Consider the following 5,241-nt stretch of genomic DNA (forward strand, 5'->3'; position numbering starts at 1 on the left):
CCTGTCGCGCGGCATCGTCAGCATCGAGGAAAGCACGGTGAAGACGCAGGAAGGTCACGGCACGTTCGTCGCCCGTGATCCCTATCCCGCCGTCAGCAAGGCGCTGTCCACATGGAAAGAGCTCGTCGCGCCACGCAAGGTGGAACGCAGCGGCATTCCGGCATCGGGTGTATGACCTTGAGCACCGATCCGAAACGCGAAATCGTCATCGCTGCCGCCGTTCTCCTGAATGCGCGGCGGCAAATGCTTGTCGTGCGCAAGCGCGGCACCACGCAATTCATGCAGCCGGGCGGCAAGATCGATCCGGGTGAAACGCCTGAGCAGGCGCTTCACCGTGAACTTGCCGAGGAAATCGGCCTCACGCTTCCTGAAAATGCCGCGCGATATGAGGGCATCTTTCGGGAGGAGGCCGCCAATGAGACAGGGGCGGAGGTCGTGGCCCATGCCTTCGTCGCCCAACTGAATATCGACGTTACCCCGCAGGCCGAGATAGAGGAGGTGCGCTGGCTCGATCTGGATGCGGCCTCCAATCTGCCGATCGCCAAACTCACGGAAACACGTATGCTGCCGCTGGCACGCGCAGCCCTGACGGAAAGTGGAAACAAGCCACGATGAACCAAGCCTCGTCCTATTCGGTCGTTTCCGCCAGAAATCTCGGCCTCACCTTCGAAACCGGCGATGGCCCGGTGCACGCGCTTTCCAATGTCGATCTGGAAGTGGGCAAGGGCGAGTTCGTCTCCTTCATCGGCCCTTCCGGCTGCGGTAAGACCACGTTCCTGCGGGTGATTGCCGATCTAGAAAAGCACACATCCGGCGATATCACCGTCAATGGCACCACGCCGGAAAACGCCCGCAAGGACCGGTCCTACGGCTATGTCTTTCAGGCCGCCGCACTCTATCCGTGGCGGACCATCGAAAAGAACATTGCGCTGCCGCTCGAAATCATGGGCTATACGAAGGCCGAACAGAGGGAGCGCATCGACCGCACGCTCGATCTCGTCAATCTCAGCGGTTTCAGCAAGAAATACCCATGGCAGCTTTCCGGCGGCATGCAGCAGCGCGCCTCCATCGCCCGCGCGCTCGCCTTCGATGCCGACCTGCTGCTGATGGACGAACCCTTCGGCGCGCTGGACGAGATCGTCCGCGACCATCTGAACGAACAGCTGCTGAAACTGTGGGATACGACCGGCAAGACCATCTGCTTCGTCACCCACTCCATCCCGGAAGCCGTTTATCTCTCGACCAAGATCGTCGTGATGTCACCACGGCCCGGCCGGGTAACGGATATCATCGAATCCACGCTGCCAAGGGAAAGGCCGCTCGAGATCAGGGAGACTCCGGAATTTCTGGCAATTGCGCATCGCGTGCGTGAGGGGCTGAAGGCGGGGCATAGCTATGAGGGGTGACGTCATCGCCAGCATTACCCCCCTCTGCCCTGCCGGGCATCTCCCCCTCAAGGGGGGAGATCGGCAGGAGGCGCTACCATTGTTTCATTTTCAACCTCTGAGATGGGCGATACCCAACCACGAGTCGATCTCCCCCCTTGAGGGGGAGATGTCCGGCAGGACAGAGGGGGGTAAGCCCCAACCACGGATTGGCAATACCCCCCACCCACCGAGGGCGCCGCAATGACCCTCCTCCGCCACCGCGTCCTCCCCATCCTCACCGTCCTCCTCGCCATCCTCATCGTCTGGCACCTTTCCGTCATCTACCTCAACATGCCCTTCGTCCGCGATCAGGCAAACCGCGCCGGCCAGACGCCGAGCTTCATGGAGCTTCTGCCGCAAACCTTCGCACAGGAGCGCCCGGTTCTCCCCGCCCCGCACCAGATCATCGCGGAACTGTGGGACACCACCGTCAACAAGGCGATCACCTCCAAGCGCAGCCTCGTTTATCACGCGGGCGTCACGCTTTCGGCCACGCTCCTCGGTTTCGCCATCGGCGCGGTGCTCGGCATCCTGCTTGCCGTCGCCATCATCCACAATCGGGCCATGGACCGCTCGGTCATGCCGTGGATCATCGCCAGCCAGACCATCCCCATCCTTGCCGTCGCGCCGATGATCATCGTCGTCCTGAATTCCATCGGCATTTCCGGGCTGTTGCCCAAGGCGCTGATTTCCACCTATCTCTCGTTCTTCCCGATTGTCGTCGGCATGGTGAAGGGCCTCAGAAGCCCCGAAACCATCCAGCTGGACCTGATGCACACCTATAATGCCTCGCCCGCACAAATCTTCTGGAAGCTGCGCTGGCCGTCTGCCCTGCCCTATCTCTTCACCTCGCTGAAGATCGCCATTGCGATTGCGCTGGTCGGGGCCATCGTCGGCGAATTGCCGACGGGCGCTGTCGCAGGCCTCGGTGCGCGTCTGCTCTCCGGCTCCTATTACGGCCAGACCGTGCAGATATGGGCAGCGCTGTTCATGGCCGCCGGTGTGGCCGCCATTCTGGTATCGATCATCGGCATCGCCCACGCTGCCGTCCTCAAGAGAATGGGAGCGCGGCCATGACAAATCCCGTCTGGTTTATTGGCGCAATCCTGTTCTGGCTTGCCGCCTGGGCCTCCAACGAATGGCTGGTGCGCCACACCTTCGCATCACAGTCGGCAAAGCGAATGAGCCGCATGGCCGTATCGCTTCTCTTCGGGCTGGCCATTCTCGCGCTTTGGGAAGGTGTGGTGCGCGGCTTCTCCGTCCCACCCATCCTGTTGCCTGCCCCGAGCGCCATCCTCGCCCGCCTTCTCGGCTCGCTACCGATCCTCTGGGCGGATTTCCGCCAGACCTTCCTCAAATCGGTGCTGACAGGTTATGTGCTCGGCTGCGGCCTCGGTTTCATCGTCGCCATCCTCATCGACCGCTCGCCTTTCCTGCAACGCGGGCTTCTGCCCATCGGCAATTTCGTCTCCGCCCTGCCGGTCGTCGGCATTGCTCCCATCATGGTCATGTGGTTCGGTTTCGACTGGCAGTCGAAAGTGGCTGTCGTCGTCATCATGACGTTTTTCCCGATGCTGGTGAATACGGTTCAAGGGCTTGCCGCCTCCAGCCACATGGAACGCGACCTGATGCGCACCTATGCCGCAGGCTGGGGGCAGACATTGCTGAAACTGCGCCTGCCCGCCGCCTGGCCCTTCATCTTCAACGCCCTGAAGATCAATTCCACACTGGCGCTGATCGGCGCCATCGTCGCGGAATTCTTCGGCACGCCCATCGTCGGCATGGGTTTCCGCATCTCGGCGGAAATGGGCCGCAGCAATGTCGATATGGTCTGGGCAGAAATTGCCGTGGCGGCGCTCGCAGGCTCAGGATTTTATGGTCTGGTGGCGCTCATCGAGCGCGCCGTCACCTTCTGGCATCCGTCCGTCCGTGGGGGACGAACGTAAATAACGAAAAAGGGAACAGCGATGAAAATGAAACTTGCCTCCATGCTTCTTGCCGGCGCGTCACTTCTGAGCGCATTTGAGGCTCAGGCGGCCGACAAGATCACCCTGCAGCTGAAATGGGTCACCCAGGCACAGTTCGCCGGTTATTACGTCGCCAAGGACAAGGGCTTTTATGAAGCCGAAGGCCTCGATGTCGATATCAAGCCGGGCGGACCGGATATTGCGCCTGCGCAGGTTCTGGCCGGCGGTGGCGCGGATGTGATCGTCGACTGGATGCCATCGGCACTCGCCACCCGCGAAAAGGGCGTGCCGCTCGTCAACATCGCCCAGCCGTTCAAAACGTCAGGCATGATGCTGACCTGCCTCAAGGAAACCGGCATTACCAAGCCGGAAGATTTCAAGGGCAAGACGCTCGGCGTCTGGTTCTTCGGCAATGAATATCCGTTCCTGTCGTGGATGGCGCACCTGAAAATCCCGACCACCGGCGGCGCGGATGGCGTCACGGTCCTCAAGCAGGGTTTCAACGTCGATCCGCTGCTGCAAAAGCAGGCCGCCTGCATTTCCACCATGACCTATAATGAATACTGGCAGGTCATTGATGCCGGCATCAAGCCGGAGGAACTCGTCACCTTCAAATATGAGGACGAAGGCGTGGCAACGCTGGAGGACGGGCTCTACGTTCTCGAAGACAAGCTGAAGGACGCCAAGTTCAAGCAAGACATGGTCAAATTCGTCCGCGCTTCCATGAAGGGCTGGAAGTGGGCGGAAGAACACCCTGACGATGCAGCAGGTATCGTTCTTGAAAATGACGCCTCCGGCGCCCAGACCGAAAAGCACCAGAAGCGCATGATGGGCGAAGTCGCCAAGCTGACCGCCGGCTCGAAGGGCGCGCTGGACAAGGCGGATTACGAGCGCACCGTCAAGACGCTGCTCGGCGGCGGTTCCGATCCCGTCATCACCAAGGAGCCGACAGGCGCCTACACCACTGAAATCACCGATGCGGCGCTGAAATAGCCACGTCGAAGCCGAAAACATGGAAACGCGCGGCCATCGCCGCGCGTTTTTTTGCGCGCTGGTGACCCGTTTGATGAATTACAACACTCGGCCATATACAAAAATGTATATCAACCCTCGGGGCTATGCGGATTGATTTGTATAGCAACAACAATTAGAGTCCCCGCCAACAAGACTGCCGAATTTGATCTTGTAAAAAAGCACGAGGCAAAGGTGCTTAAGATTCGCGTTGAGGGGCGTTTGAATCGGGAGGATCGAGAAGGAAGTATTGTGATCCCTTGTTTCACATTCGTTGCCGCATGACCTTTTAAAACACGCCTTCAGGCTGAAGGACATGCGATCGAATATTGCGCGAGCCAAGACACATGCAGCATAAAGTCAAGTTTAACCGCTTTGTTTTCCTTCTTCTTTCCGCAACGGCCCTGCCATTTTCGGCCGTGGCCGAGGGAGAAGTGCAGGAACCGGTCAAACAGCAGAACCTGCCTTCCATCATCGTCGCACACGCCGCAACACGCGATCTCGTGGACCGCATCATCGCCACCGGTACCATCAGGCCCGTGGACGAAATTTATGTACAGCCGCTGGTCGACGGCCTGTCGATCGACGAACTGAACGTCGATATCGGCGACAGGGTTGAGGCCAATGCGGTTCTGGCCGTGCTTTCCTCGGACAGTCTTCTCCTGCAAAAAAGCCAGCTTGAGGCCAACAGGGCCAAGGCGCAGGCCGCCGTTGCGCAATCCAAGGCGCAGGTTTTGGAGGCTGAGGCCAACAAGGCGGATGCCCTTCGCCAGCGCGACCGCGCCGCCAAGCTCGGCCAGAGCGGTTCCGGTTCCGTCTCCGAGACGGAAAAAACC

5 protein-coding genes and 2 pseudogenes are annotated in these 5,241 nt (G+C 60.0%); all 7 read left to right on the forward strand.

What is annotated here, in order from left to right:
* Nucleotides 1-175, forward strand: a pseudogene (locus T18_RS27820) (dihydropyrimidinase); the annotation flags it as partial.
* Nucleotides 172-615, forward strand: coding sequence for an NUDIX hydrolase (locus tag T18_RS21455; RefSeq protein ID WP_019565127.1), 444 nt, complete (start codon nucleotides 172-174; stop codon nucleotides 613-615). The pseudogene T18_RS27820 and the gene T18_RS21455, both read left to right, overlap by 4 nt.
* Nucleotides 612-1,406: an ABC transporter ATP-binding protein gene (locus T18_RS21460; RefSeq protein WP_003513873.1), complete on the forward strand. Its 795-nt coding sequence runs from the start codon at nucleotides 612-614 to the stop codon at nucleotides 1,404-1,406. The genes T18_RS21455 and T18_RS21460 overlap by 4 nt, the downstream gene beginning before the upstream one ends.
* 222 nt (nucleotides 1,407-1,628) lie before the next feature.
* Entirely contained in the window at nucleotides 1,629-2,504 is an 876-nt protein-coding gene (locus T18_RS21470) for an ABC transporter permease (RefSeq protein ID WP_038491990.1), read from the forward strand.
* A complete protein-coding gene (locus tag T18_RS21475; RefSeq protein WP_038491992.1) occupies nucleotides 2,501-3,373 on the forward strand; it encodes an ABC transporter permease in 873 nt (290 codons plus the stop codon). Before T18_RS21470 ends, T18_RS21475 begins: the two co-directional genes overlap by 4 nt.
* Nucleotides 3,374-3,394: 21 nt before the next feature.
* On the forward strand, nucleotides 3,395-4,387 hold the full coding sequence (locus T18_RS21480) for an ABC transporter substrate-binding protein (protein ID WP_003513879.1): 993 nt from the start codon (nucleotides 3,395-3,397) through the stop codon (nucleotides 4,385-4,387).
* A 365-nt stretch (nucleotides 4,388-4,752) separates the two neighbouring features.
* A pseudogene (locus T18_RS27825) lies at nucleotides 4,753-5,241 on the forward strand (biotin/lipoyl-binding protein); the annotation flags it as partial.

This window comes from Rhizobium sp. TBD182 (assembly GCF_001950375.1).
Classification (GTDB): domain Bacteria; phylum Pseudomonadota; class Alphaproteobacteria; order Rhizobiales; family Rhizobiaceae; genus Agrobacterium; species Agrobacterium tumefaciens.

Bases quoted from the DNA above. Each gene is read 5' to 3' on its own strand.
- T18_RS21455 (WP_019565127.1), top strand. From the start codon at position 172: ATGACCTTGAGCACCGATCCGAAACGCGAAATCGTCATCGCTGCCGCC.
- T18_RS21460 (WP_003513873.1), top strand. From the start codon at position 612: ATGAACCAAGCCTCGTCCTATTCGGTCGTTTCCGCCAGAAATCTCGGC.
- T18_RS21470 (WP_038491990.1), top strand. From the start codon at position 1,629: ATGACCCTCCTCCGCCACCGCGTCCTCCCCATCCTCACCGTCCTCCTC.
- T18_RS21475 (WP_038491992.1), top strand. From the start codon at position 2,501: ATGACAAATCCCGTCTGGTTTATTGGCGCAATCCTGTTCTGGCTTGCC.
- T18_RS21480 (WP_003513879.1), top strand. From the start codon at position 3,395: ATGAAAATGAAACTTGCCTCCATGCTTCTTGCCGGCGCGTCACTTCTG.